The organism is Granulicella rosea (genome assembly GCF_900188085.1).
Lineage (GTDB): Bacteria > Acidobacteriota > Terriglobia > Terriglobales > Acidobacteriaceae > Edaphobacter > Edaphobacter rosea.
The window spans coordinates 213,610-237,046 of record NZ_FZOU01000005.1 but is presented as its reverse complement, the minus strand read 5'-3'; the positions used below and the strand labels follow the sequence as shown (position 1 = coordinate 237,046).

Sequence of the window (23,437 nt, the reverse complement as noted above, 5' to 3'; positions counted from 1 at the left end):
AATCACGTTTCAGGCTGCCAGCTTATAGCTCCAAGCTAAAGCTCTCAAGCAGACTCCTGCTACAGAAGCACGTGTGGCGAACCCGAATAACCTCTCATCGATAACTCGCCGCCTGCATCTCGAACATGCCTGCATAGACGCCGCCCTTCTCCATAAGATGCCGATGATCGCCCTCTTCAATCAGCCGTCCGCCGGAGAGCACGACGATCCGGTCCGCCATCCGCACGGTCGAGAAGCGGTGCGAGATCAGCAGCGCCATCTTACCCTGCGTCAGCTCGGCGAAACGCTCGAAGACCTCCAGCTCGCTGCGCGCATCGAGCGCGGCCGTCGGCTCGTCGAGGATCAGCAACTGCGCGTCGCGCAGATACGCCCGAGCCAGTGCGATCTTCTGCCACTCCCCGCCGGATAGCTCCACGCCACCCTCGAACCGCCGCCCCAGAATCTGGTCGTAGCCGTTGCCCAGCTTTGCGACGACCGTGTCCGCGAGGCTCTTGTGCGCGGCGTCCTCGATCTCTTCCTGCTTATGCGGAATCTCGATCCGGCCCACCGCGATGTTCTCCCGCGCCGTCATCTCGAAGCGCATGAAGTCCTGGAAGATGACGCCGATGTGCCGATGCAGATCCTCGATCTTGTAGTCGCGAAGATCGACGCCGTCGAGCAGAATCTGCCCCTCGGTCGGGTCGTAGAGCCGCGTGATCAGCTTCACGATGGTCGTCTTGCCCTGCCCGTTCTCGCCGATCAGCGCAATGCGCTCGCCGGGCTTCAGGTGCAGCGTAAAGTCCTTCAGCACCGTGCGATTCGTACCCGGATAGGTAAACGTCACATTGCGAAACTCGAAGCCGCGCTTGATCACATCGGGCAGCAGCTTGCCGTCCGGCTTCGACATCACCGTCGGCTCCATCTCGAAGAACGCCAGCAGATCGGTCAGGAACAGCGCCTGATCCGCGATGCCCGATGCAGTCGAAAACACCTGCTGCAGATTGCTGCTCGCCTGCTGAATCGCCGCCGTCAGGAACGTGAACTGGCCGATGTCATAGTTGCCGCCGATCGTCTTCCAGATCACGTACACGTACGCGCCGTAGTAACCCAGCGTCCCGACGATCCCCAGCAGCCCGCCGACGATCAGCTTCGAACGCGACAGCGCCGTATCCTCGACGTAGATCTGGTCGGCCAGCGCCTGAAAGCGATCGGTGAAAAACTTGTTCAGGCCGAAGAGTTTGACCTCCTTGGCGCCCTCGCGGCTGCCCGCCACCTGCCGCAGATAGTCCATCTGCCGCTTGGCCGGAGTCTGGCGGAAGTTCTTCGCATAGCCCAGAAACGCATAGTGCGTCTCGCCCAGGAACGACGGCAGCACGCCCAGCGCCAGCAGCAGCACCAGCCACGGCGAAGCCATCACCAGCGCCACCGAAAACACCAGCGTCGTGATCACCTGCTGGAAGAGCCGGCCCATCTGCTGGATCATCGCCAGCCGGTCGGTTGCCTGCACCCGCGCCCGCTCCAGCCGGTCGTAGAAGACGGGATTCTCGTAGGTCGTCAGGTCGAGCCGCGCCGCCTGCTCCATCACCCGCACGCTCACATGCTGCGTATAGCGATTCGCCAGCAGCGAGTCCGAGTAGTCCACCGCGCGCGTCAGCAGACCCAGCGCGACGTTCAACACCACCTCTGCCCCGACGATCTGCCAGAAGTTCGCCGGCAGCGGCTGTCCGCGCAGATGCGCCGCGATGTCCGTGATGATGTACTGCGCCACCTTCGCGATGCCGAACGGCGCGACCGCCACCAGCACCCGCAGGATCAGCCCCCACGTCACCACGGCCCTGCCCGAATCCCAAAGTATGCCCAGCACGGGCGGCATATTGCGCAGCGCGCGCAACCGCTCGCTCCAGGGGCTCTGTTGCTTTGCCTGCGATTCGTTCATTCACTCCGCTCGTCGAGAGGGCTGGTGCAGTCCGGAGACCTGCATGGATGGAAAGCTCTTCGCGCTGACTTGGTGGTCTACACGTAGTCTACGGCCTACGAGGATAGTTGCACGAATGAAGGCTCAGGTTGCTTCCCCCACCCACCCATGCCCAAACGACAACCACGGATTTCAAGGAGAAATGCGGATCGAATCCGCTCCTCCCTGAAATCCGTGGTCTCTTTTCGTATTTGCGTTCGGCCTGTTAAGCCGTTTCGAGCGCCACCGGCCTCCGCGTAAAGCCGAACACCGCGATATACGCATAGCAGAGCACCGGCAGAATGAACGCATGGTGCAGCCCCAGCGAGCCGTCCGCCAGCTTGCCCTGCAGCAGCGGAACGATCGCTCCGCCCACGATCGCCGCCACCATCAGGCTCGACCCGCGACCCGTCAGCGGGCCCAGGCCTTCGAGCCCCAGCGTGAAGATGCTCGGGAACATCACGGAGTTGAACAGCCCCACCGCGATGATCGCGACCATCGCCGTCATGTGGTAGCTCAGCATCGAGGTCATCACCAGCAGCGCGGCCACCGCGGCCGCGACCGCCAGCACCTTGCCGGTCGAGAAGAAGCGCAGAATCGCCGCGCCCGCAAACCGACCCAGCATCGCGCCGCCCCAGTAGAGCGACACGCAGAAGCTCGCCGTCTTCGCCGACAGGCCGCCGATCTCCGGCATCTGGAAGTAGTTGATCAGGAAGCTGCCGATCGCCACCTCCGCGCCGACATACAGAAAGATGCCCAGCGCCCCGAGAAACAACTGCGGATGATTGCGCAGCTTGTCCTCCGTCCCCGGATTGGCCTCGCCCGGACGCAGGTCCTGGGTGAAATTCATCGGCGGCAGCTTCACCAGCGCCAGTGCGATCGCCAGCACGGCCAGCGTCGCCGCGATGCCGATATACGGAAGCTGCACCGTCGCCGCCTCCTGCACCCGCTGCGCCGCCCTCGCCGCGCCGGTCAGCGGAGCGCTTCCCACAGCCGCCGGCTTCGACAGGATCACCAGCCCGCCGAAGATCGGCGCCAGGAACGTACCGAACGAGTTCAGCGCCTGCGCCAGGTTCAGCCGGCTCGACGCCGTGCGCTGCGGTCCAAGATTCGCCACATACGGATTCGCCGCCACCTGCAGCCCCGTAATGCCCGCCGCCAGCACGATCAGCGCGCTCAGAAACAGCGGGAACGACGGCACCCGCGAGGCCGGCAGGAACATCAGAGCGCCGACCGTCATCGTCGACAGCCCGATGATCATCGTCCGCTTATACCCCACCAGCTCCACGATCTTGCCCGCCGGCAGCGCGAACAGGAAGTACGACGAGAAAAACGCGAACTGGACCAGCATCACCTCCGTATAGTTCAGGTCGAAGATGCCCTTCAGGTTCGGAATCAGGATGTCGTTCAGCGAGGTCAGAAAGCCCCACATAAAGAAGAGCGTTGTCGCAATGGACATCGCTCGGACGTTGGTGCCTTCCAGCTCGTTGGCGTAGCTCGCCTGCGCGTGGGGTGATTCGACTTGCATTCTTGGTCTCCGGCGAATGTCGGGTTTGAAATGATTGCGGTGTCAGATATGATTTGAAATCTTTAGAGGATCATACCCGCACCGTCCTGTCCAAACATGAGATGTCGCAACTTTCGCTTTCGATTTGCGATGGATTTTCCAATCACTCTAAGTTGTCCGGCCAATCGCCGCAGACCTGCTTGTTTTTAGCCTTGTCGCTGCTTTTCTGGTTTGTCCTTCTCGCCGAGGATCCGCTTCCGTCTTGCATTCGGCCGGCCGCTGATAGACTGTTCAGCATGGTAGAGCTTGCGTTTTCGATTCTGGCGGCGGACTTTGCGCGCCTCGGCGAAGAGATCGCCACGGCCGAGCGCGGCGGTGGCACGATCGTCCATGTGGACGTGATGGACGGACACTTCGTCCCCAACATCACCTTCGGCCCGCCCGTGGTCAAGGCCATCCGGCCGCTCACGAAGCTGCCGCTCGACTGTCACCTGATGATCGAGAACCCCGACGCCTACATCGCGGACTTCGCCGCCGCCGGCGCCGACATCCTCTGCGTCCACCAGGAGGTCTGCCGCCACCTGCACCGGACGCTCCAGCAGATCGCGGTCCACGGCATGAAGCCGGCGGTGGTCATCAACCCCGCGACGCCGGTCGAGATGCTGATCGAAGTCCTTCCGATGCTTCACCATGTGCTCATCATGAGCGTCAACCCGGGCTTCGGCGGGCAGAAGTTTCTGCCCCTCGCGCTCGACAAGATCGCCCATCTGGTCGAGCTGCGCGAGGATCTCGGGCTGAACTTTCGCATTGAAGTCGACGGCGGCGTTGCTCACGATACGGTCGCTCAGGTGGTCGAAGCAGGAGCGGACATGCTTGTGGCCGGTTCGGCGATCTTCGCGCCGGGCAATCCGGACAAGACCATCGCCAACGCGCAGGAGTTTCTGAAGCTGGCGCGCGCGGCGGCGAAGTAGCACCGGAGACGGCGGCGCAACCGGCTCCGCCGGGATAAAATAAAGGCACCGGCGGCCGCAGACCCTGCGCGCTGGAAGAGGTTTCTGGATATATGGCAGCAGTTTCTTTCGTTTCAACCGCTTCGTTCTTCCCCACGCGCCGCGCCGGTCTCGCCGCAAGCCTTGCCATCGCCGGCCTGCTGGCCCTTTCGACCGCAGCCCGCGCACAGGATGCCGCCCCGGCACCCGCGCCCGCCGCTGCTCAGGCGCCGGACGCAGCCCCGCAGGCGAGCGAGACCCTGACCGCGCCGACCGGCAAGAAGCGCAAGCAGCAGAAGGATGAAAAGGTCGTCCAGTCCAAGGACACCAAGAAGAGCCTGCAGAAGACCCGCAAGAGCGACGTGCTCGCCGGCGTGGACTCCACCCTGCCCGACAAGGCGCTCTACGACAAGGCGATCGAGGCCACCAAGAAGGGTCACTTCGACGTCGCACGCCTGGACCTCCAGACGATGCTGAACACCTACCCCGACTCGCAGTATCAGATGCGCGCCAAGCTCGCCATCGCCGATAGCTGGTACCACGAGGGCGGCACCGCGGCTCTTACTCAGGCCGAGAGCGAGTACGCCGACTTCCGCGTCTTCTTCCCGAACGCGCCCGAGGCGGCAGAGGCGCAGATGCGCATCGGCGACATCTACTTCCGCCAGATGGATAAGCCCGACCGCGACTACTCCAAAGCGACGCACGCCGAGGAGGAGTATCGCCGCATGCTGACGGACTACCCCAACTCCATCCTCGTGCCCGAGGCCAAGCAGAAGCTGCGCGACGTGCAGGAGGTTCTCGCCACCCGCGAGAGTGAGATCGCCGCCTTCTACTCCACCCACGAGAACTGGGCCGCCACCATCGCGCGCTACCAGACCGTCGTCGACACCTATCCGCAGTACAGCCACATGGACGACACCCTCATCGGTCTGGGCGACGCCTACGAGGCAGAGGCGCGCTACATCCGCAGCCTGAAGTCGCTGCCCGAGGCCGCCCGGTCCCAGTTGGAGCAGATCTACGACGGCAACGCCGCCGACGCCTACCGCAAGGTCGTGCTCGACCACTCCGCCGCCGCGCACGTCGAGGATGCGCGCGATCGTCTCGCCGCGATGAACCTTGAGATTCCCGTGCCGTCGCAGGAGCAGGTCGCCGCCTCCATCGCGATGGAGAACAGCCGCCACACCTATAAGCTGACCGATCGTCTCGGCCTGTTCATCCTGCACCGTCCGGACACCGTCACCTCGGCCCGCATCGGCGAACCCACGCTGCTCGACCCCAAGCCGACGCTGGCCCCGATGGTCAGCCGCAAGGTGGTCGCGGACTTTCAGGCAGCCGTCAATCCTGCCATGGCCAAGCCCGTGGCTGCGGCTGCGCCCGATGCTGCCGCGCCTCCGGCTGACGGGTCCACAGCCGTTACGGCGCCGGTCGCGCCCGCTCCGCTGCAGTTGAACGAGGTTCCCAGCTCCGACGCACCCACCGGATCGAGCATCAACATGACGGTCCCGGCTGGCGGCGGCGGTGTCGATCACTCGAACGGCTCGGGCGTCGGCGGCGAGATCATCACCACTCCCGCAACTGCGCCGGCGACCGCACCCGCAGCCGCGCCTACGGCCTACGAGGGTCTGAAGACAGTCGGCCCGGCGAACACGACCAGCCTGCCCGCGATCGAAAAGCCCGCCGAGGCGCCCAGCTCGGTCAACGACGTCGCCGGCACGAAGCAGGCGGAGGCCCAGAAGCCGGCCGCGAACGGCAAGAACGCCAAGCCGGAGTTCGACAAGGCCGACGAGTCCTCCAGCAAGCACAAGAAGAAGAAGGGCCTGAAGAAGCTGGATCCGCTCTAGACTGCGGCCGCTTCATAACAAAGGGGATGCAGCTTCGGCTGCATCCCCTTTTCGTTCAATCGCCCTCCGCGATGCTAGGCTTAAGGTTCCATGACCGACGAGAAGAGCACGCAACCGACGACCCCGAATCCGAACGAACTAGCCAAGGCCTACGATCCCTCCGCCATTGAGGAGAAGTGGGCGAAGTACTGGGTCGACGAGCGCCTCTTCGACGTCGCCGCATCCGACAAGAAGGCCGAGGCCTTCACCCAGCTCCTGCCGCCGCCCAACGTCACCGGGCGCCTGCACATGGGCCATATGCTCAACCAGACCGAGATGGACATCCTCACCCGCTGGCATCGCATGCTGGGCGAGACCGCGCTCTGGGTTCCGGGCACCGACCACGCCGGCATCGCCACGCAGATGATGGTCGAGCGCCAGCTCGCCGCCGAAGGCCTGAAGCGCGAGCAGCTCGGGCGCGAGGCCTTCACCGAGCGCGTCTGGAAGTGGAAGGCCGAGTACGGCGGCGCCATCACCAGCCAGATGCGGCGCCTCGGCGCCTCGGTCGACTGGTCGCGCGAGTACTTCACCATGGACGAGAATCTCTCCATCGCCGTGAAGGAGGCCTTCGTCCGCCTCTACGAGCAGGGTCTGATCTATCGCGGCGAATATATCGTCAACTGGGATCCCGCGCAGCAGACCGCCGTCTCCGACCTCGAGGTCACGCACGAGGACAAGATCGGCAAGATCTACCACATCCGCTACGACCTCGCCGACGGCACGGGCTCCATCACGGTCGCCACCACGCGCCCCGAGACCATGCTGGGCGACGTCGCCGTGGCCGTAAACCCCAACGACGAGCGCTACACCGCCTTCATCGGCAAGCTGCTGATTCTGCCCCTCGTCGGCCGCGAGATCCCCGTCGTCGCCGACGACTGGGCCCAGCCGGAGTTCGGCACCGGCGCCGTGAAGGTGACGCCCGCGCACGACCCCAACGACTTCGCCATCGGCCAGCGCCACAAGCTGCCGAACATCACCATCCTCGACAAGACCGCGCACATCGCCCTGCCCGGCTCGCCCTACGACGGCCTGGAGCGATACGCGGCCCGCGAGAAGATCGTCGCCGACCTCCGCGAATCGGGCGCGCTGATCGACATCAAAGACCACGCCATGAGCATCGGCATGAGCCAGCGCTCCGGCGTCGCCATCGAACCGCGCCTCTCGCAGCAGTGGTTCATCCGGATTCAGCCGCTCGCCGACAAAGCCATCGCCGCCGTCGAGCAGGGTCACATCAAATTCACGCCCGACCAGTACCGCAAGACCTACGACGAGTGGATGAAGAACATCCACGACTGGTGCATCTCCCGCCAGCTCTGGTGGGGACACCAGATTCCCGCCTGGCACTGCGGCGACTGCTCCGCCATCACCGTCGACCGCGCCACGCCGACCCGCTGCGCCACCTGCGGCTCATCCGAAATCACCCAGGAGACCGACGTCCTCGACACCTGGTTCTCGTCCGGCCTGCTGCCCTTCACCGTCTTCGGCTGGCCCAACACCACGCCGGACATGGAGGCCTTCTACCCGACCGACCTTCTCGTCACCGGCTTCGACATCCTCTTCTTCTGGGTCGCCCGCATGATCATGCTGGGCACGCACTTCATGCTCGACGTGCCGAACGCCGATGGCAGCCAGCGCACCCTCGCCGAGGCCGTGCCCTTCCGCGAGGTCTACATCCACGCCCTCGTCCGCGACGCCAACCGCGAGAAGATGTCGAAGACCAAGGGCAATGTCATCGACCCCATCGGCATCATCGGCCGCTTCGGCACCGACGCCGTGCGCTTCACCCTCGCCAGCATGGCCTCGCCCGGCACCGACATCGCCTTCAGCGAGGAGCGCACCGACGGCTACCGCGCCTTCGCCAACAAGATCTGGAACGCCGCACGCTTCCTCTTCATGAACATCGACCGCGCGAAGGAAGTGGGCATCACGGTCGACACGACCGCGCTCGCAGCCGCGCTGCTCGATAACCCGGCTCAACCCCTCGAAACCCGCTGGGTCATCGCGAAACTCTCCACGACCTGCGCCGCCGTCGACACGGCACTGGCCGCCTACCGCTTCGACGAGGCCGCGAACGCCGTCTACCAGTTCTTCTGGGGCGACCTCTGCGACTGGTACCTGGAGATGGTCAAGCTGCGCCTGAACTTCAACGAAGGCGCCGACCTGGCAGCAACGGAAGCATCCCTCACCGCCCTCGTCGCCGTCTTCGAGGCCGCCCTGCGCCTGCTCTCGCCCTTCATGCCGTTCATCACCGAGGAGATCTGGCACGCCTTGTATCAGGGCAAGCCTCCGGCAAAGTCCATCGCCCTCACCCGCTACCCGCTTGCGGTCGACGTCTATGCCGACGAGCCCTCGGTTCCGGCGATGGAACAGCTCCAGCAGCTCATCGTCACCGTCCGCGGCCTGCGCAAGGAGATGGGCGTCCCGGAAAAGGAGGCCGCGCCGATCCTTATCCACGGTAGCGCGCAGGTCACCGAAATGGCCATCGCCAACGCCGACGTCCTCGCCAAGATGGCCCGCGTCTCCGGCGTCTCGCCGTCCGTCGAGCCGCTCACCGGCAACGCCGCTCGTTCGACCGCGAGCTTCGACGTACAGGTCATCTACGAGCGCGTCATCGACGTTCCCGCCGAGCGCGAGCGCCTCACGAAAGATCTCGCCAAGTATGAAAAGGGACTCCTCGCGGCCGAAAAGCAGCTCGGCAACGAGGGCTTCGTCGCCCGCGCGCCGGCCCACATCGTCGAAGGCCTGAAGAAGCAGGCCGCCGAGACCCGCGTACTCTACGATAAGACGAAGGCCGGCCTCGACGCTCTGCCGCAGGCATAACAACCCAGCAAAAACGACCACGGAGCGACGCGAATCGACACGGATTCAATCCATGTCGATTCGCGTGCTCCGTGGTCATTCTTTTTGGTTCCATCCCGCTTGCCAAACCTGCACCGGAGGGAGTACAAACGCTCTCGGCGCTGAGGAGCCTCATCCCTCAACGACGGTCCCGCGTGTGCCTGTTAGCCCGTGGCGTGGGACGCATTCTTCGGACTAACCCTGAACCACGTCGTTCATGGACAGAAAGGAGAACTGCAATGGACGCAACGTTCTTTCTCGGGGTGCTGCTTGTGCCGCCGATCGTTGCCATCGCCATCTCGCTCTGGCGAGCCTATGACGATTCGCACCCGTATCCGCACTGGCGCGAGGAGCAGTAAAACCAGGGAGGAAAGCCCGTTCTGGTGCGGTATACGCCCAAAACGGGCTTCTTCCACTTTGGCAAGCTGTATTTTCGTCTTCTATGCGCCGCATCGCTTGCCAAACGTATGCAGGAAGGAATAGAACAACGAATGTAGCTGGGAAGAGCACCTTCCGGCAGCGCCCGTACCCACCTGTTAGCCCATGGTACGGTCGCTTTCTTCGGACTAACTGCCGCGACTATCTGTTTGCGGAGTGAGAGGAGAATGCCATGGATATGACCTTCTGGTTAGGAACGTTCATCGCCCTTCCCGTGCTCGGTCTGTTCATCTCTCTTTGCCTGGTGCGACACCCTCTGTCGCCAGTGCATCCGAAGCTGCGGCATCTTTAGGGCGATGCCGCACCGTTAGTCGCGCCTGACCCGCGCCTCGGCCCATGCAACATCGGAGCCTTTGAGAGGCGCGGTCAGGTGGTGGCTTCCACCTTCGCCTGGACCGCCTGAACGTTTTCCGTCACCGCCTGAACGTGCGCGATCTCCACATTCTCGTGCTTGATGTCCAGCCGCAGCCGGTTGAACGCGCTCATGTAAACGTTCGCGATCCACACCAGCGCAAACCACGCAATCAGATACCCGCGCCACCCCGCGTAGAGCATCTGAAACCGCGTCAGGATGAGGAAAAATGCCGTCACATAGTGCGAGAAGCAGTACTCGCAGGTAAAGAGATAGAAAAACTTCCGCGTCACCAGCGGCTTGCAGTTCTGCGCCTTGTCCTTGCAGAACTCACGCGGCTCGCGAAAGACCTCCTCGTGCGTGACCGTCCACGACGCACAGGCGATCGGCAGGGCAAGCAACAGCAGGTAGGCGAACTGGTGGCTCAGGGGCATCATGGCTACACCGTTGGATGCCCGTTTCATAACACTTGTCTCTCTTGTTTGTCGTTCCCGCCGGGAATCCGCTTTTGCCCTGTGAAGCCAGCCACGGGTTTACCATAGACTCATGGACTGGAAGAGCAAACGCATCCGCACCATCCTCGAGGGCGCGCTGGTCGAAGACAAGGCCGCGAGCGATGTCACCACCGCGCTGACGATCGACCCCAAGCTGCGCGCTTCGGGCACGATCCTGGCCAAGCAGGCCTGCACCATCTCCGGCCTCGGCTCCATCCCCGTTATTCTTGAGGCCTTCACCGCCCTGCGCGCCAAAGCCGGCGCCCCGGCCATGGGCCGCTTCGAGGTCATCAGCCACCCCGAGATCTTCGACGGCGTAAAGGTCAAGAAGGGCCAGTCCATCGCGGTCATCCGCTACAACGCGGCGGCCATCCTCAGCTGCGAGCGCGTCATCCTGAACCTGATGCAGCGCATGAGCGGCATCGCCACGCTGACGAACGAGTACGTGAAGGCCGTCGCCGGCACCCAGACCCGCATCCTCGACACCCGCAAGACCATCCCCGGTCTGCGCTCGCTCGACAAGTACGCCGTCTGCTGCGGCGGAGGCGTGAACCACCGGCTCGACCTGCAGGACGGCATCCTGATCAAGAACAATCACATCTCGCTCGGCGGCGGCCTGCCGACCGTCCTCGCCAAGGCGCTCGCCGGACGCCGCGCCAAGCAGGTCGTCCAGGTCGAGGTCCGCAGCCAGCAGGAGCTCGACGAGGCCATCCAGGGCGGAGCGGAGTCCATCCTGCTCGACAACATGACCCCGGCCGGCGTGAAAAAGGCGGTCAAGCAGATTCGCGCCGCCCTGCCCGGCGTGCCGATCGAGGCCTCCGGCAACATGAACCTCGCGACCGTGCGCGACTACGCCCTTGCCGGCGTGGACTTCATCTCCGTCGGCGCGCTGACGCACTCGGCCGTGGCCGTCGACCTCAGCATGCGGATCTCGCTCGATGCCAGCTAGCCCGCTCGACCTCGGGCGCCTGCATCAGCGGCTCATTGGAACCCGCTTCGCAGGCCACATCCAGCACTTCGACTCGGTAGGTTCGACCAACCAGCTTGCGCTCGAAGCCGCACAGTCCGGCGCGACGGCTGGCGTCTGGGTCGCGGACGAGCAGACCGCCGGACGCGGACGCGGCGGCCATGGCTGGCACTCGGCCGCGGGCGACGGCCTCTACGTCAGCGTGCTCGTCACGCCGCAGCTTCCGCTCGAACGCGGCCTCTGGCTCTCGCTGGCAACCGGCCTTGCCGCGCAGGCTGCGATCGCCGAAGCCTCCGGCCTGAGGGCCGACATCCGCTGGCCGAACGACCTGCTGATCGGCGCGAAGAAGTGCGGCGGCATCCTCGTCGAGTCCTCCGCCTTGCCCGCGCGAGCCGGTGAGACCGCCATGCTGCGCTACGCCGTCATCGGCGTGGGCATCAACATCAACCACGCAGAGTTCCCAGCCGACCTCGCCGAGCTGGCAACGTCCCTGCGCATCGTCGCCGGGCATCCGGTATCGCGCGAAGAGTTGCTCAGCGCGCTGCTGCGCGCGCTCGACGCCGAGATCACCTCCCTCGAAATGGCGCACTCCACCCTGCTCGCAAGATTTGCCCATGCTTCCACATGGGTGAACGGCATGCGCGTCCAGGTGCCCGAGCAGGGCGGATATACTGGCGAAACATGCGGTCTCGATGCACGCGGATTTTTGCAGGTGCGGGACGACGCCGGCACGGTGCGCACCGTCCTCTCCGGCGGCGTGCGGCCGGAATAAGATAGGAAACAAACGAGGCCCAATGCTGCTCGCAATCGATGTAGGCAATTCGAATACGGTCATGGCGCTTTACAAACCCGCAGCCGAGGGCGTCGCGCCCGAGGTCATTGCGGACTGGCGCATCACCACCGCCGACCGCCGCACGGTCGACGAGTACGGCATCGTCATGCGCAGCCTCTTCGCCGACAAAGGCCTCGGCCTCGACGTCGTTACCGGCATCGTCATCGCATCCGTCGTGCCGCCTATCGACGCCACCCTGCGCCGCGTCTGCGAGACCAGCTTCAGGGTTCGTCCGCTCTTCATCGAACCCGGCGTCAAGACCGGCCTGCCCGTCCTGACCGACAACCCCGGCGAGGTCGGCGCCGACCGCATCGTCAACTGCGTCGCCGCCTACGACCGCTTCCGCGCGCCCTGCATCGTCGTCGACATGGGCACCGCGACCACCTTCGACGTCGTCTCGGCCAAGGGCGAGTTTCTCGGCGGCGCCATCGCGCCGGGACTCGGCATCGCGGCGGAAGCACTCTTCACCAAGGCCGCCCGGCTGCCGCGCGTGGAGGTCAAAAAGCCAGGAAAGGTCATCGGCACCGGCACGGTCGACAACCTGCAGATCGGCCTCTACTACGGCTACATCGGCCTGGTCGACGGCATCCTCGAACGCATGCTGGCCGAGATGCCCCCCGACACCAAGACCGTCGGGACCGGAGGCCTGGCAAAGCTCATCGCCGGCGGATCGAAGTACATCGAGTTCGTCGACGACCGCCTGACCATGACCGGGCTGAGAATCATTTGGGAGCGCAACCTCGAACGCTCGCGACGCCGGGTCTAACGTACCCCGCAACTCTCGTCATCTCGACCGGAGCCTCGCGGCTGTATCGCGAGGCGGAGTGGAGAGAGCCCCGTATTTGTCGTTGCTTATTCTTGCTGCGACGAAACCATCCCATCAAGAACAGGCAACGGCAAAAGAAAAGCAGATTCCCTTCGGGAATGACAAACAAGGGAACAAGTCCATTGCTGAACTATTTCAACTACTTCACCGAGATCGAGGAGCGCTTCCAGCAGCGGCGCGGCTCCCTGCTCATGCTCTCGCCCGTCGACTGGGCGCTGATCGAGAGCTGGCGCGAGGCCGGCGTACCGCTCGAAGCCGTCCTGCGCGGCATCGACAACGCCTTCGACAAGCACGACGCCAAGGCCGCCCGCGCGCCCGGCAAGACGCGCAAGGTCAACGGCCTCGCGTGGGTCTCGCAGGCCGTGGTGGAGGCGACCGAGCAGGCCTCCGAGGCCGCCATCGGCATGGCTCCGGCCAATGTGCAGCACGAGAGCGGCTTCGAGACCGAGCGCGTCGCCGCCTACCTGCGAACGAATGCAAACGTGCTCGAAAAGACGAATGACGAATCGGTCGCCGCGACCGCACTCCGTCTCCGCGAACTGGCCGACGCGCTCACCCCAGCCAGCCCGCTCGAAGAGCTGGACCGCACCCTGACCGTGCTCGAAGAGAAGATGGTCGCCGCCGTCCTGGCCTCGACCCCGGAAGATACGCTGGTCGCACTCCGCGAGCAGGCCGCCCGCGAACTCGCCCCCTATCGGGGAAAGATGCAGGCCGTCCAGATCAAACAGGTACAGCAGCAATTCCTGCAGAAGCGCCTGCTGGAGGCTCGCGGCCTGCCCCGCCTGAGCCTCTTCTACATGAGCCACGAGTAAGGCTGACAAAACAAAAAGGGCCGACGAGATTCGTCAGCCCTTTCGTTGTTTCTGTGCAGCTTAGCGACGTCCGCCGCCGCCACCATGACCACCGCCGCCGGAGAAGCCGTGCGCTCCACCGCCGCCGCCAAAGCCGCCACGAGCCGCGCCGCCACCGGAGAATCCACGTGCGCCGCCGCCGGCAAAGCCACCGCGAGCGCCGCCACCGACATATCCGCGAGCGCCGTAACCGCCACGGAACCCACCGGCGTAACCTCCGCGGTAGCCGTAACCGCCACGGTAGCCGTAGCCGCCGCGACCATAGCCCCATCCGCCGCGGAACCACGGGCCGGCGCCGATGAAGATGCCGCCGTTGAACCACTCAGGACCGTAGTAGCCATAAGGCGCGCAGGCATACGGAGCGTAGTCGTAATAGCCGTAAGTGCAAACCGGGGCAGCGTAGCCGTAACCGCCATAAGGGACGCCGACACCGATTCCGACTCCAATCTGCGCATTGGCAGTCTGGGTGAAACCGAACGGGAGAATCAAGATGCTGAGTAATGCGAGATACCGAAGGTATTTCATAGGCCCTCCTGCGGGGCGACTGGCATACACCAGTTTGATGCTTGAGCGTCCGGTTTAGGCTGGACTTTCTTTTTCCAGCCTTGCCCCGCTGCCTTGGTTATAAGAACGTCAACGCCGCAAAAAAGTTGTGCCGGCCTCCGGACGGGTAGGATGGAGGTTGAGGGGCGGTGAACGTGGCGGTGGAGACGGTTCGGCTGGAAAAGGCCTTGTACGGCGGTTTGATCGAGGGTACGGCGGACGGAAAGCAGATCTCCGTGTCCTACGCCCTTCCGGGGGAGCTGGTCGAGATCCGCGACGGCGAGCTGGCGGCGGTGCTCGAGCCTTCGCCCGCCCGGATCGCGCCCGCCTGCGTCCACTTCGGCCAATGCGGCGGCTGCCAGTATCAGCACGCCAGCTACCCCACCCAGACGGAGCTGAAGGCAGGCATCCTGCGCGTCCTCTTCGCTGCGGAGGGCCTGACGGAACTGCCTCCGATTCAACCACATACAGCCGACCCGTGGGGCTATCGCAACCGTGTGCGGATGCGCGTCGCCGTTGTCGCGGGCAAGGTGCAGGTGGGCTACAGCCGTCGCGCGTCGAACGAGTTCCTGCCCATCGCGATGTGCCCCATCGCCGCCCCGCTGCTCTGGCGAGCGGCCGAAGCGCTCATCCGGCTGGCCGCCGAGGACGCCACTTGCAGACGTTGGCTAGCCGCCGCGACCGAGGTCGAACTCTTCTGCGCACCCGACGAAAGCCGCCTGCAGATCGGCCTCTTCCTGCGCGACGCCGACACCGCTCGCTTTGAAAAAGAAGGCTTTACGGGATTCTGCGAGCGCGTGAAGGCCGCCGTGCCGGAGCTGACCGGCGCGGGCATGAAGCTCGACCCTGAGCTCAGCCGCCGCACCCGCAAGGGCTGGGACGGCGCAAACTGGGGCGCGGCCGGTCTGAACTACGACGCCGCAGGTACAAAATACTGGGTCAGCCGCGGCGCCTTCTTCCAGGTCAACCGCTTCCTGGTCGAGGAGCTGGTTGCGCTCGTCGCCGCCGGCCGCAAAGGCGCGCTCGCCTGGGATCTCTTCGCCGGCGTAGGCCTTTTTTCTCAGGCGCTTGCGGCAGGATTTGACCGGATCGTCGCGGTCGAGGGCGGCGAGGTCGCGGCGCTCGATCTTGCACAGGTGGAACGCAAGACCAGCGGCAAGGTGCAGGCCGTCCACGCGCCGACGCTCGACTTCCTGCGCGCCCAGGTGCTGCAGCGCACGCGCCCCGAGCTGATCGTCATGGACCCGCCGCGCGCCGGCGTCGGCGCCGAGGGCTGCCATCTGCTCGGCCGCCTGCGCGCGCCGGAGCTGGTCTACGTCTCCTGCGACCCTGTGACCCTGGCCCGCGATCTGAAGGTGCTGACCGGCGCCGGTTATCGCGTCGACCAGTTGCACATGGTCGACCTCTTCCCCCAGACCTTCCATATGGAGTCGGTCGTCGTCCTGCGATTCGCAGACCAGTAGTCTCCTGCCCAAAATCTCGTCATCTCGACCGAAGCGAAGCGTAGTGGAGAGACCCCCGTATTGGCTTTGGTCGTTGCACCGCGCGTCGCGAGACAGCCGCGATGCTCCGGTCGAGAGGACGGACTTTGTAGGATGAGCGGAATGTTGTAAAAACAAGTTCTCCCAGAGCACCACGAGGACGCACGATGCAGCCAGAGCAAGTGACGCGGATGCGGTTTCGCCGAGCCCCCATGGCGGCCGCCGCGCTGTGGTTCGCGCTGGGCATCGGCGCCGAGCACTGGATCTCCCCGGCGCCTCGGCCGCTCGCGACTGCGCTCCTCGTTCTCGTGGCGCTCGCCGCGTTCCTCATCCAGCGGGACGCGCGCGGTTCGTGGCTCCCCGTCGCCGCGGTCTGGGCGTTCGCGGGACTCGCGGCGGCCCACTGGGAGCCACGTCCGCCCACGACAACCCCGCTGATGGCCTACGCCGACGGCCTGAGCCGCACCGTGCGCGGACACATCATCCGCATCCATCCTCTATCTGCACAGAACACCCAGCAGGATCAGGACATCGCCGACTTCGGCGAGCTGGCCGAGGAGCCCTTGGAAGGCGCCGAACATGCGCTCTCGGTCGATGTCGCGGTCGACGCCGTGGAGTACCTGACCCCGGACATCTCCAGGATGATCGCGATCTCCGGCGGCCTGCGCGCCACGGTCTACGGCGACACTTTACCCAAACTGAACTGCGGCGACGCCGTCGAGCTGGCCCTGCGGTTGAAGCTGCCCGAGCGCTACCTCGACCCAGGCGCCTTCCAGTACGCCGACCAGTTGCTGGCCGAGGGCATCTCCACCCGCGGCAGCCTGCGCGCCGACCGCCTGCACATCGCCGGTCCCGGCTGGGATAGCGCCCGCGGCTGGGAAGAAGCCCATTGCCGCATCCAGGCCCTGCAAAGCTGGGCGGCGGCGCGCTTGGATCATCTCGCCGCCGCGCACGCCAACCGTTTGCTTCCAGCCCTGCTCCGCCTGGACGCGAACGACGCGGCGATGCTGGACGCCATGCTCTTCGGCGAACGCAGCGGCCTGCACCACGCGCTACGGTCGGGCTTCGAGCGGACCGGCTCGTTCCACCTCTTCGTCGTCTCCGGTCTACACGTGGCCCTGCTGGCGGCGGGCGTCTTCTGGGCGCTGCGGCGGCTCCGCCTCAGACCCTGGGTCGCGACCGCCGTCACGCTCGCCCTGGCGACGGCCTACGCCGTGCTGACAGGCTTCGGCCAGCCCGTACAGCGCGCCCTGGCGATGACGTCGCTCTACCTGATCGCGCGGCTGATGTCGCGCCAGAGCGACTCGTTGAACTCCCTCGGAACGGCCATCCTCGGGATGCTGATCTGGTCGCCCGCCAGCCTCTTCACCGCCAGCTTCCAGATGACGGCGCTGGCGGTGGTCGCCATCGCGGGCATCGCCGGGCCGCTGGGCGAGCGCAGCTTTCTGCCCTATCTTCACGGCCTTGGCGGGCCAGACCGGCGCCTGCCTCCGCGCGTGCAACAACTGCGCCTGATGGTCGAGCTATGGGGCGAATGGCTGGCCCGGCTGCTGGGCCGATGGGCGCTCCCCGCGCCGCGCCTGCTCATCCGCGCGCTGCTCTGGACGCTGGAGCTGGCGCTGATCGGCGTCGTCGCCGAGCTGGTGATGGCGCTCCCGATGGCGCTTTACTTCCATCGTGCAGCCGTCTTCGCCGTGCCCGCGAACATGCTGGTCATCCCGCTGATCGCCGTGCTGGCGCCGCTGGCCGTGCTCACCTTCGCGGCGTCGCTGGCCAGCCCCTGGCTGGCGCTGCCCCCCGCCGCGGCGACCGCGCTGCTGCTGCACGCCGTACGCTGGGGCATCGGCCGGCTGAGCCACCTCGCCGCTGCCGACGTCCGCGTGCCCGGCCCGGTCTGGTGGATCGGCGTCCTCGCCGTCGCCGCGTGGCTGGCCTGCGCGTGGGCGGTGCGGCGTGGACGCTGGGGCGCATGGGCAGCGGTCGCCGCGCTGCCGCTGATCGCCTCATGCGTGCTGTGGCCGGAGCCGGTCGTGCGCGCGCCGGGCATGCTCGAGGTCTCCGCGCTCGACGTCGGCCAGGGCGACTCCCTGCTGGTCGTCGCGCCCGATGGCCGGTCGATGCTGGTGGACGCGGGCGGACCGGTTGGAGCATATGCCGCGCAATCGGCTATCCAGACCAGCTTCGATATCGGTGAGGAGGTCGTCTCGCCCTATCTCTGGTCGCGGCGCATGCGCCGGCTGGACGTCGTCGCCCTGACCCACGCGCACTCCGACCACATGGGCGGGATGCCGGCGGTGCTGCGCAGCTTTCGCCCGCGCGAGCTCTGGGTCGGAATCGATCCCGGCTCAACCGGATACGCCGCGCTCCTGCAGGAGGCGAGAGACCTGGGCATCGCCGTCCGCCACCTGCACGCGGGCGACGCGCAGAACTGGGGCGAGGTGAAGATCGCAGTCCTCTCGCCGGCCTCTGCCTACAGCAACACCGGCGCGCCGAAGAACGACGACTCGCTGGTCATGCGCTTGCAGTTCGGCGCGGCCTCCGTGCTGCTCGAAGGCGACGCCGAGCGGCGCAGCGAGCAGGCGATGGTCGCCGTCGGCATCGCGCCCGTGACGCTCCTGAAGGTCGGCCATCATGGCAGCCTGACCTCGACCACCGCTGCCTTCCTCGCCGCAGCCGCGCCGCGCGACGCCGTCATCAGCGTGGGCCGCGCCAACACCTTCGGGCATCCGCGCGCGGAGGTCGTCGACCGGCTCGCGGCCTCGGGCGCAACGCTCTACCGCACCGACCAGTCCGGACTCACAACCTTCCTGCTGGGCCGAGACGGCGGCATCCAGGCGAAGATCGTCGGCGCCGGCGGCTCATCCGCTGCCTGCCCTGCCGCCGGTTGCTAGACTCGAAGCTATGAGTCCCGACGCACGCCTCGTACCCGCCCTGTTGCTGCTTGCCGGGACGTGCGCCGCGCAGGAGCCGGCCACCTCCCCAACGCAGCCCGTGCAGCAGAGCGTCAACGTCACGACCACCCGTTCCGGGGTCGACATGGGGCCAACCGCGAACACCACGTCCACCCTCAGCGTCGACGACCTGACCCAGTATCCGGCGCTGACGCTCGACGAGCGCCTGCGCCAGCACGCGGGCTTCGAACTCTTTCGCCGGTCGAGCAGTTGGGTCGCCAACCCGACCAGCGAAGGCATCAGCCTGCGCGGACTGGGTTCGACCGCCGCCAGCCGGACGCTCGTGCTGTCGGACTCCGTCCCGCTGAACGATCCCTTCGGCGGCTGGATTCACTGGAACGAGATGCCGCCCGAGACGGTCGAGGCGATCACGCTGGCCTCGGGCGGCGGCTCCGACCTCTACGGTTCGAGCGCGCTCGGCGGCGTCATCGACGTGATTCCCGCCAGACCCGGCCCATTGCTCGGCGACGCCGACCTCGCCGCAGGCTCCGAAGACACGACCGACGACAGCGCGCGCGGCGACCTCCAACACGGCCGCTGGGACGCGCTCGCCGCCGGGCAGAGCTTCCGCACCGACGGCTACACCATCGTCGCGCCCAGCATTCGCGGCGCGGTCGACGTGCCCTCGAACGTCCACTTCCAGAACGGCCGCCTCGTCCTCAGCCGCTCGCTTCCCCGATCCGGCCGCGCCTACCTGATGGGCAACGTGCTGAACGAAGCCCACGGCAACGGCACGCCGCTCCAGACCAACGGCACGCGCCTGTGGCGCTACGCAGCGGGTGACGACTGGACCGCCGGACCGCGCGTGAGCGGGCGCGTACGCGGCTTCGGCAGCGACGAGGCCTACCGCCAGAGCTTTTCGTCCATCACCCCGACGCGTTCGTCTGAATCGCTGACGAGACTGCAGCGAGTCGAAACCCAGGAGTTCGGCGCCTCGGCGGACGCATCCGCCCACCTTTCGCACATCGCGGCGGTCGCCGGCGGCGACCTGCGCGACACCCGCGCGACGGACTTCGAGACCCCCTACACCGCCGGCGCGCCCAACGGCGTGCAGGATGTCTCCGCCCGGCAGCGCTTCTTCGGCGGCTTCGGCGAACTGGTCGCCGAGCACGGCGGCTGGTCAGGCGCCGGCAGCCTGCGCGTGGACGAGGCCGCCAACCTCGCCACCCAGACCGTCGCCCGCGCGACCGCAACCGCCCCGCAGACGACAACCCCGATCTCCGACCGCCACGAGCTCGTCTTCAGCCCTCGCCTCGGCCTCGTCCGCACGCTGCCGCGCGGCTTCGCGCTCCATGCGGCGGGCTTCCGCGCCTTCCGTACGCCGACCATGAACGAGCTCTACCGCACCGGCCAGGTCGGCCAGCAGACGACGCTCGCCAACTCCGCCCTGCTCTCCGAGCGAGCCACCGGCGCCGAGGGCGGCCTGAACTGGAGCCTGCCCTCGAAGCGCGCCGCCGTGCAGGCGACCTACTTCTGGACCGAGATCAACCGGCCCGTCTCGACCGTCCTCCTTTCGAGCACGGCGACGACGCAGACCCTGAAGCGCGAGAACCTCGGCCAGATTCAGAGCCAAGGCGTTGAGCTGGCGGCGCAGCTCCATCCTCTGCGTTCGCTCTCGATCAACCTCGGCTACCAGTACGCGCACGCCGTCGTGACGGCCTTCGCCGCGCAGACGCCCCCGCTCGTCGGCCTCTGGATTCCGCAGGTTCCGCGCCACTCCACCACCGCGCAAGCCCGCTACCGGCGAGGACCGGCGGCGTTCACCCTGGCCGCGCGCGAGAGCGGACACGCCTTCGACGACAGCTCCAACCTCTATGAGCTGCACAGCTTCTTCGTGCTGGACGCCTACGCCGAAAGCCGTGTGGGCCGCCATCTGACCGCCTACGTCTCCGCCCAGAATCTGCTGAACCGCAGCATCGAGACCGCGCGCACGCCGAACCTGACGCTGGGCACGCCCTTCACCGCGCTGGGCGGCCTGCGCCTCCGCTGGGGCGGCCAATAGAGTTCGGGCGCCCCATCCTTCGGCTTCATCGAAGGGTGGGACGTAAGATGGTCAGACAGCATACGTCCCACCCTTCGCAAACGGCGCGAAGGATGGGGCACCCGGCGCCCACCGTATCCCTGCGGCTATCATTTGAACTGATGACGTCCCAACTCAAACACCTGCTTCTGACGACGGTCGAGGATGCCTTCGACCCAAAGTCCTGGAGCGGGATTCCCTACTCCCTGCGCGCCGCGCTGGAGCGCCGCGTGGAGCGGCTGACCGTCTTCCGGCCAGGACCGCCGATGCGGCATCCGGTCGAGGTCGCCAAGCGGCTGATCCTCGGCGGCAACCCGCCGAAGCATCCGCTCTGGATGACCGTGCCCGCGCTGAAGCGGACGGCCAGCGAGGTGCGCGCCGAGATCCAGCGCGTACAGCCGGACGCCGTGCTCTCCATCTCCAGCCAGTGCGTGGCGTATCTCGAACGCCGCGGCTTCGAGCGCGGGCCTGCAACCGCACCGCAAATCTTCATGTTCAGCGACGCCCCGTGGCTCGCCTGGCGGCAGGCCTACGAGCGCTGGGAGCCGATGCCGCGCTGGGCCGCGCGCTATGCCGAAGACGAGGCCCGCGCGGCGCGTGGGCTGGACGGGCTCTGCTTCGGCTCGCAGTGGGCCTGCGGCGAGGCGCTGCGGCTCTACTCGCAGAGCGGCACGCGACGCGATCTGGGACTGAGCGAGCGGCTGCACGTCACCCCGCTCGGCGCCAACTGGACCCCCTCGATCGGCCGCGAGGAGCTGATGGCGCGCGTCCGCGAACGCAGCCGGAGCGATATGCTGGAGCTGCTCTTCGTCGGCCGCGACTGGGAGCGCAAGGGCGGTCCGCTGGCGGTCGAGGTCGCGCGGCAGATGCAGCAGGCAGGCCAGCCGGTGCGGCTGCACCTGGTCGGCTGCCGCCCCAAACTGCCGGAGTCCATGATCTGCGCCAAGCCCGGCGAGGGCGGCTTCGTCACCGTCCACGGCCTGCTGCGCCAGGATGTACCGGAAGAGAGCGCGGCGCTCGAAGAGCTCTTTCTACGTTCGCACTTCCTCGTCGTGCCAACGCTGGCGGAGTGCTACGGCATTGCGTTCGTCGAGGCGCAGGCCTTTGCCCTGCCGCCCGTCTCCCGCGCGGTCGACGCGCTGCCCTCGGTCATCGCCGACGGCGTCACCGGCCTCGTCTTTCCCGACGGCGCCCGCGCCAGCGCCTACGTCGAGCGCATGCTGACGCTCTGGCGCGACCGCGAGGCCTACATCGCGATGGCGGAGACCGCGCGCGCGCGCTTCGAGGCCGACCTGAGCTGGGACCGGACAGCGGACGGGATCGTCACGGCGATGGAGCGGCTACTACCGGGGTCGTGAGTTGCGGGGTGGTGAGCTGCAACAGCAGCGACTCCCACTGATCGCCATACTGCGTCCAGCCGCCCAACCGGCGGACGCTCGCCAGCGCGGCGGCGGATATGCGCTCGCGCAGCGCGGGATCGTCCGCCAGTTGCTGCAGCCGCCCGGCGATCAGGTCCGCCCGGCGAGCCTCCACGATGAAGCCGTCGACGCCGTCCGCGATGGCGTCCGCCGCGCCCGCGTTGGCCGAGCAGATCGGCACGCACCCGCAGGCCATCGACTGCGGAACCACCAGACCGAAGCCGTCCTCGATGCTGGGCAGCACCAGCGCGTGGCTGGCGCTCATCATCGCCGGCAGCTCCGACTGCGGCAGCGCGCCCAGCCACTCCACCCCATCCTGCGGCAGCGTGGCGAGCAGCGCCTTCACCTCCTGCGCGATCCAGCCGACGATGCGCAGCCGCTTGTTCGGATGGCGCAGAGCGGCAAACGCCTGCAACAGGTACGGTATGCCCTTGCGCAGCGCAACACCGCCGACGTAGAGCACCTCGAAGCGGTCGACAGGCGGCGCGCCCCGCGGGCTGAAGCTCTCCAGCCGCACGCCGTAGGGGATGGCGTGAACCTTCTCCGGCGCATGGCCGCGTTCGAGAAAGCTGCGCCGCGCGGCCAGCGACGGCACCACGATCGCATCCGCCAGATCGTAGATCGCCAGCTCCCGGCTCACGGTGCGCTGCGCGTCCGGCCGAAAGGGCTGCTTCCAGATGCGATGCTCCTGCTCGACGATCTCCGCCTGATGAACGCGGTGCGTCGAGCCGCGATCGCAGATGAACCTTCCGCCCCGGCTCCTCGCCACCCGGCCATTCTCGAGCCCCGTGCCCGAGAGCGCGATCAGCGCGTCGCACGCGGGCATCCGCCGGGCCGTCCAACTGTCGAAGGACGTGCCGAGCAGCCGGTCGAGATAGACGTCGACCGCCGGCGGCAGCCCCGGCACGCGCCCCAGCACAAACTGCGTGGCGTGTACCCAGGGAAAGGTCTCCACCAGCTCGCGCGGAATCCCCTCACGCCGCAGCCGCCGCCAGGGAAAGGTGCTGTAGATCCGCTCCAGGTGTCCGCGACGGAGGAGTTCGCGGGCCAGTTCGAAATGATGGAAGACTCCGAAGGTGGCTTGAACGATCTTCATGGGTACGTGTGGGTTGAGTAT

The 23,437-nt window shown here is 66.5% G+C and carries 16 protein-coding genes; 11 read left to right on the top strand and 5 right to left on the bottom strand.

What is annotated here, in order from left to right; all coding sequences use genetic code 11:
• Positions 1 to 94: 94 nt before the first annotated feature.
• A complete protein-coding gene (locus tag CHB87_RS15065) occupies positions 95 to 1,915 on the bottom strand; it encodes an ABC transporter ATP-binding protein (protein WP_176441788.1) in 1,821 nt (606 codons plus the stop codon).
• Between the two features lie 244 nt (positions 1,916 to 2,159).
• The gene (locus CHB87_RS15060) at positions 2,160 to 3,461 is read right to left on the bottom strand and encodes a sugar MFS transporter (protein WP_089409257.1); all 1,302 of its coding nucleotides are present in this window, start codon (positions 3,459 to 3,461) and stop codon (positions 2,160 to 2,162) included.
• 275 nt (positions 3,462 to 3,736) lie between these two features.
• On the opposite strand from CHB87_RS15060, the gene rpe reads away from it, so the two are divergent.
• From rpe to CHB87_RS15045, 3 genes are all read left to right on the top strand, one after another.
• Positions 3,737 to 4,411 carry a ribulose-phosphate 3-epimerase gene (gene rpe / locus CHB87_RS15055; protein WP_089409339.1) on the top strand — a complete coding sequence of 225 codons (675 nt, stop codon included), beginning with the start codon at positions 3,737 to 3,739 and terminating at the stop codon, positions 4,409 to 4,411.
• 92 nt (positions 4,412 to 4,503) lie between these two features.
• On the top strand, positions 4,504 to 6,270 hold the full coding sequence (gene bamD, locus CHB87_RS15050; RefSeq protein WP_089409256.1) for an outer membrane protein assembly factor BamD: 1,767 nt from the start codon (positions 4,504 to 4,506) through the stop codon (positions 6,268 to 6,270).
• 90 nt (positions 6,271 to 6,360) lie between these two features.
• Positions 6,361 to 9,129 carry a valine--tRNA ligase gene (locus CHB87_RS15045; RefSeq protein ID WP_089409255.1) on the top strand — a complete coding sequence of 923 codons (2,769 nt, stop codon included), beginning with the start codon at positions 6,361 to 6,363 and terminating at the stop codon, positions 9,127 to 9,129.
• Positions 9,130 to 9,951: 822 nt separating this feature from the next.
• Here the strand turns inward: CHB87_RS15045 and CHB87_RS15040 are convergent.
• A complete protein-coding gene (locus tag CHB87_RS15040; RefSeq protein ID WP_245818019.1) occupies positions 9,952 to 10,401 on the bottom strand; it encodes a hypothetical protein in 450 nt (149 codons plus the stop codon).
• An 82-nt stretch (positions 10,402 to 10,483) separates the two neighbouring features.
• On the opposite strand from CHB87_RS15040, the gene nadC reads away from it, so the two are divergent.
• From nadC to CHB87_RS15020, 4 genes are all read left to right on the top strand, one after another.
• Positions 10,484 to 11,380, top strand: coding sequence for a carboxylating nicotinate-nucleotide diphosphorylase (gene nadC, locus CHB87_RS15035; RefSeq protein WP_089409254.1), 897 nt, complete (start codon positions 10,484 to 10,486; stop codon positions 11,378 to 11,380).
• A complete protein-coding gene (locus tag CHB87_RS15030; RefSeq protein ID WP_089409253.1) occupies positions 11,370 to 12,170 on the top strand; it encodes a biotin--[acetyl-CoA-carboxylase] ligase in 801 nt (266 codons plus the stop codon). Before nadC ends, CHB87_RS15030 begins: the two co-directional genes overlap by 11 nt.
• Positions 12,171 to 12,192: 22 nt before the next feature.
• Complete coding sequence (locus CHB87_RS15025) at positions 12,193 to 12,996, top strand: type III pantothenate kinase (protein ID WP_089409252.1); 804 nt, start codon at positions 12,193 to 12,195, stop codon at positions 12,994 to 12,996.
• A gap of 158 nt (positions 12,997 to 13,154) precedes the next feature.
• Complete coding sequence (locus CHB87_RS15020; RefSeq protein WP_176441787.1) at positions 13,155 to 13,868, top strand: hypothetical protein; 714 nt, start codon at positions 13,155 to 13,157, stop codon at positions 13,866 to 13,868.
• A gap of 60 nt (positions 13,869 to 13,928) precedes the next feature.
• On the opposite strand, the gene CHB87_RS15015 is transcribed toward CHB87_RS15020, so the two are convergent.
• Positions 13,929 to 14,432, bottom strand: a complete 504-nt coding sequence (locus CHB87_RS15015) for a hypothetical protein (RefSeq protein ID WP_089409251.1) — start codon at positions 14,430 to 14,432, stop codon at positions 13,929 to 13,931.
• Positions 14,433 to 14,599: 167 nt separating this feature from the next.
• On the opposite strand from CHB87_RS15015, the gene rlmD reads away from it, so the two are divergent.
• The 4 genes from rlmD to CHB87_RS14995 all read left to right on the top strand — a co-directional run bounded on the left by rlmD (position 14,600) and on the right by CHB87_RS14995 (position 22,260).
• The gene (rlmD, locus tag CHB87_RS15010; protein WP_245818018.1) at positions 14,600 to 15,913 is read left to right on the top strand and encodes a 23S rRNA (uracil(1939)-C(5))-methyltransferase RlmD; all 1,314 of its coding nucleotides are present in this window, start codon (positions 14,600 to 14,602) and stop codon (positions 15,911 to 15,913) included.
• Positions 15,914 to 16,098: 185 nt separating this feature from the next.
• A complete protein-coding gene (locus CHB87_RS15005; RefSeq protein ID WP_089409250.1) occupies positions 16,099 to 18,822 on the top strand; it encodes a ComEC/Rec2 family competence protein in 2,724 nt (907 codons plus the stop codon).
• A 10-nt stretch (positions 18,823 to 18,832) separates the two neighbouring features.
• A complete protein-coding gene (locus CHB87_RS15000) occupies positions 18,833 to 20,884 on the top strand; it encodes a TonB-dependent receptor (RefSeq protein ID WP_089409249.1) in 2,052 nt (683 codons plus the stop codon).
• 140 nt (positions 20,885 to 21,024) lie between these two features.
• Positions 21,025 to 22,260, top strand: a complete 1,236-nt coding sequence (locus CHB87_RS14995) for a glycosyltransferase family 4 protein (RefSeq protein WP_176441786.1) — start codon at positions 21,025 to 21,027, stop codon at positions 22,258 to 22,260.
• Here CHB87_RS14995 and CHB87_RS14990 read toward each other — a convergent pair.
• Positions 22,226 to 23,416 carry a glycosyltransferase family 4 protein gene (locus CHB87_RS14990; protein ID WP_089409247.1) on the bottom strand — a complete coding sequence of 397 codons (1,191 nt, stop codon included), beginning with the start codon at positions 23,414 to 23,416 and terminating at the stop codon, positions 22,226 to 22,228. The genes CHB87_RS14995 and CHB87_RS14990 overlap by 35 nt on opposite strands.
• Positions 23,417 to 23,437 lie beyond the last annotated feature (21 nt).